The sequence below is a fragment of the Streptomyces sp. NPDC002265 genome, assembly GCF_040296125.1.
Lineage (GTDB): Bacteria > Actinomycetota > Actinomycetes > Streptomycetales > Streptomycetaceae > Streptomyces.
Genome location: NZ_JBEOWS010000597.1, coordinates 1 through 2,983, shown reverse-complemented (window position 1 = coordinate 2,983; position 2,983 = coordinate 1). Strand labels below are relative to the sequence as shown.

Annotated in this window: 3 protein-coding genes and 1 tRNA gene; 2 read left to right on the top strand and 2 right to left on the bottom strand. The window is 72.8% G+C overall.

Annotated features, from left to right (window positions below):
• Nucleotides 1-196 precede the first annotated feature (196 nt).
• The gene (locus ABT085_RS45315) at nucleotides 197-838 is read right to left on the bottom strand and encodes a GTP cyclohydrolase II (RefSeq protein ID WP_351622807.1); all 642 of its coding nucleotides are present in this window, start codon (nucleotides 836-838) and stop codon (nucleotides 197-199) included.
• Between the two features lie 161 nt (nucleotides 839-999).
• Complete coding sequence (locus ABT085_RS45310; RefSeq protein ID WP_351622805.1) at nucleotides 1,000-1,521, bottom strand: MarR family winged helix-turn-helix transcriptional regulator; 522 nt, start codon at nucleotides 1,519-1,521, stop codon at nucleotides 1,000-1,002.
• Between the two features lie 76 nt (nucleotides 1,522-1,597).
• Between ABT085_RS45310 and ABT085_RS45305 the strand changes: the two genes are divergently transcribed.
• Both ABT085_RS45305 and ABT085_RS45300 read left to right on the top strand, forming a co-directional pair.
• Nucleotides 1,598-2,731 (top strand): dihydrofolate reductase family protein, encoded by a 1,134-nt coding sequence (locus ABT085_RS45305; protein ID WP_351622802.1) that lies wholly within the window; start codon nucleotides 1,598-1,600, stop codon nucleotides 2,729-2,731.
• Nucleotides 2,732-2,896: 165 nt separating this feature from the next.
• Nucleotides 2,897-2,970: transfer RNA gene (locus ABT085_RS45300), tRNA-Met, on the top strand.
• The last annotated feature ends 13 nt before the right edge of the window (nucleotides 2,971-2,983 follow it).

The following is a 2,983-nucleotide window of genomic DNA, read 5'->3' as shown; positions in this document are numbered from 1 at the left end:
GGGGTAGCAGTGAACGCGGCGGGGTGAGGTGAGTTGAGCGCTCAGCAGACTTTTAATCCATTGGTTGTGGGTTCGAGTCCCACAGGGCCTACCGGAACGCCCCCAGCTCAGAGGTACTTCGAGCTGGGGGCGTCACTGGTTTCCGGACCCTTCGCGAGTGCGGTCCCGCCCGGTCCGACCGTCCGCGGAAGCGGCCTCAGCCCGTGGGCAGTTCCGTCAGGTCGGCCAGCGGCAGGGTGTGCTGGGTCTGGAGGACCTTCGCGCGGAGGTAGCGGACGTTGTGCGGGGTGGTGAAGACACCCGTCGGCACGCGGTCGCGGACGTCGGCGCCCAGGGCGCGGAGCTGGTCGGCCTTGTCGGGGTTGTTGGACAGCAGATCCAGGGCGTCGATGCCGAGGGTCCGGAGCATCTGGGCGGCCGCCGTGTAGTCGCGGGCGTCCTCGGGCAGGCCGAGGGCCGCGTTCGCCTCGTAGGTGTCGAGACCCTGCTCCTGGAGGGCGTACGCGTCGAGCTTGTTGTAGAGGCCGATGCCCCGGCCCTCCTGGCGGAGGTAGAGCAGCACTCCGCCGCGGTCGGCGATGCGTTCGACCGCCTCGCGCAGCTGGGGGCCGCAGTCGCAGCGGGCCGAGCCGAGGACGTCGCCGGTCAGGCACTCGGAGTGCAGGCGGACCAGCGGGGTGGTGCCGGGCGCGGGGTCGCCGAGGACGATCGCCACGTGTTCCTGGCCGTCGGCCAGACCGTGGAAGGTCACCAGCTCGGCGTCGACGCCGTAGCCGTCGTGGAAGCGCAGTGGGACCCGGACGCGGGAGCGCTGGGTGGCGGCGGGGAGGTCGGGCATGCGGGCTCCGGGTCCGGAGGGAACTTCTGCTTCAGTTTTGAAGCAGAACCTGTGTCCCCGACCCTAACCCATGCTTGAAATTTGAAGCAATGGGTTGAGGGCGCGGTTCGCCGCCGTGCCCGGAAGCGCGAGGGTTCCGGCCGGGAGCGCGAAGGTTCCGGTCAGGAGCACGGGGGCTTCGGCGAGCGGCGGCGCCACGGCATGTCCTCCGGTGCCCCGGGCGCCTCGGCGCCGCTCTGGAGCGCCCGGGCGACCCCGGTGAAGATCTCCTCCAGCTGCCGCACCTGCTCCGGGGCGAGATGGTCGAACAGGGTCGCGCGCACGTTCTCGACGTGGCCCGGCGCCGCCCGCTCCAGGACCGTCATCCCGGCGTCGGTCAGGACCGCCGTGCTGCCCCGCCGGTCCGACGGGCAGCCCTCGCGCAGCACCAGTCCGTCCTTCTCCAGGCGTGTCACCGCGTACGTCAGCCGGCTGCGGGTGATCTTCAGCCGTTCGGCGAGGTCGGTCATGCGCAGCCGGCGTCCGGGTTCCTCGGAGAGCCGGGACAGGATGGAGTAGTACAGGTGCGGCATGCCGGCCTCCTGCTGGAGGTGGCGGTCGAGCGCGTCCTCCACGAGCAGGGTGGCGGCGAGGTACGCGCGCCATGCGCGCTGCTCCTCGGGAGTGAGCCAGCGGGTCGTCATGCCGCCAGTGTAGGTTTGTTTCAAACTTGAACCAAGAGTCCTGAGCCCCGCCCCGCCGCCGAGAGTGAGCGCGCCGATGCCGTTCCCGTACGTCCTGCTGTCCGCCGCCGTCTCCCTCGACGGCTGCCTCGACGACACCGGTCCCGAGCGGCTGCTGCTCTCCAGCCCCGCCGACTTCGACCGGGTCGACGAGGTACGGGCCTCCGTCGACGCGATCCTCGTCGGGGCCGGCACGATCCGCGCCGACAACCCCCGGCTGCTGGTGAACTCGCCCGAGCGGCGGGCCGCGCGGGTGGCGGCCGGGCGGCCGGAGTACCCCCTCAAGGTCACCGTGAGCGGGTCCGGCGAACTGGACCCGGCAGCGAACTTCTGGCACACCGGCGGTGAGAAGGTCCTCTACACCACCGACCAGGGCGCCGGGCGGGCCCGCCGGGCGGGTCTGGCGGCCGACGTCGTCGCGCTGGGGCCCGAGCTCGACTGGCGGCGGCTGCTGGAACACCTGCACGACGTACGGGGGGTGCGGCGGCTCATGGTCGAGGGCGGCGGCACCATCCACACCCAGCTGCTCCAGCAGGAACTCGCCGACGAACTCCAGCTCGTCCTCGCCCCGCTCTTCGTCGGCGACCCGGCCGCGCCCCGGCTGTTCGGTCCGGGGGCCTACCAGGGCGGCCGGCTGCGGCTGACGGAGACCCGGCGGATCGAGGACGTCGTTCTCATGCGCTACGAGCCCACCGCGCCCGGCGTCGCGGACGCGGTCTCGGCCGCCGACCGGCACTGGCTGGCGCTCGCCTGCGAACTGGCGGCCCTGTGCCCGCCGTCGCGGACCGCGTTCAGCGTGGGCGCGGTGGTGGTGGCGGCCGACGGCACGGAACTCGCCCGGGGCCACTCCCGGGAGGGCGGCGATCCCCTCGTGCACGCGGAGGAGTCGGCCCTGGCGAAGATCGACCCGGCCGACCCGCGGCTGCCCGGCGCGACCGTCTACAGCAGCCTGGAGCCGTGCGCCCGGCGGGCGTCCCGGCCGGCCCCGTGCGCGCGGCTGATCCTCGGCGCGGGGGTGCGGCGGGTGGTCACGGCCTGGCGGGAGCCCGACACCTTCGTCACCGGCGCCGACGGCAGCGGGCTGCTGGCGGCCGAGGGCGCGCACGTCGTCGTCCTGCCGGACCAGGAGGCGGCCGCCAAGGCGCCGAACCGCCACCTCCTGACGGGCTGAGCCGACCGCGCCGGACCGGGCCGCGCCCTGTCGGCGGCCTCCCCGGACGCCCGTTCGTCGGTCCTTTCGCAAGCCGTCCGGCGGGCCTCCGGAAGCCCGTCCGGCGAGCCCGGAAACAATCGTTGTGCATTCCCTCCCGCGAATGGCGTATGCTGGTTCTACCGACGCGGGGTGGAGCAGCTCGGTAGCTCGCTGGGCTCATAACCCAGAGGTCGCAGGTTCAAATCCTGTCCCCGCTACTGAAGACTCAGG

What these genes read in the sequence shown, in the direction of transcription:
- ABT085_RS45315 (WP_351622807.1), bottom strand. Translation starts at nt 838, where the DNA reads ATGCCCGACCTCCCCGCCGCCACCCAGCGCTCCCGCGTCCGGGTCCCA.
- ABT085_RS45310 (WP_351622805.1), bottom strand. Translation starts at nt 1,521, where the DNA reads ATGACGACCCGCTGGCTCACTCCCGAGGAGCAGCGCGCATGGCGCGCG.
- ABT085_RS45305 (WP_351622802.1), top strand. Translation starts at nt 1,598, where the DNA reads ATGCCGTTCCCGTACGTCCTGCTGTCCGCCGCCGTCTCCCTCGACGGC.